This is a genomic window from Bradyrhizobium sp. NBAIM08 (genome assembly GCF_020193935.1).
Taxonomy (GTDB): Bacteria; Pseudomonadota; Alphaproteobacteria; order Rhizobiales; family Xanthobacteraceae; genus Bradyrhizobium; species Bradyrhizobium yuanmingense.
The window spans coordinates 1-418 of record NZ_JADYVR010000732.1; the positions used below are offsets into that span (position 1 = coordinate 1).

Genomic DNA, 418 nt, shown 5'->3' on the forward strand with positions numbered 1-418 from the left:
GTGCTGCGGATCGTCGTCGCGGTGCCGGCGGCGCGCTGCTGGTCGACGCGACCGCGGGCAACGCCACGCTCGGCACCGGCATCGCCGGCACCACCGGCACGGTCCGCGCCACCGGCACCGTCGGCATCGGTTCGCTGACCGCTGCGGGCACTGCGACGCTGACCGCCGGCACCGCCGGCACCGCGACGACGATCCGCAGCACCGGGGCCGACATCGTCGCCACCGGCGCCAGCCTCGATCTGGGCACGGCCAGCGCCCGCACCACGCTGGCGGCAACCGCGTCCAACGGCGCGCTCACGCTCGGAACGGGCACGGCGGGCACCACCGGCACGCTGCGCACGACCGGCGGCGGCGCGAACGGCGACGTCACCGTCACCACCTCGCTCACCACCACCGGAGCGGCGACGATCACTTCGGT

The 418-nt window shown here is 76.3% G+C and carries 1 pseudogene; it reads left to right on the forward strand.

Annotation, left to right across the window (positions count from 1 at the left end):
• Positions 1–418 (forward strand): annotated as a pseudogene (locus I6F37_RS41800) (hypothetical protein); the annotation flags it as partial.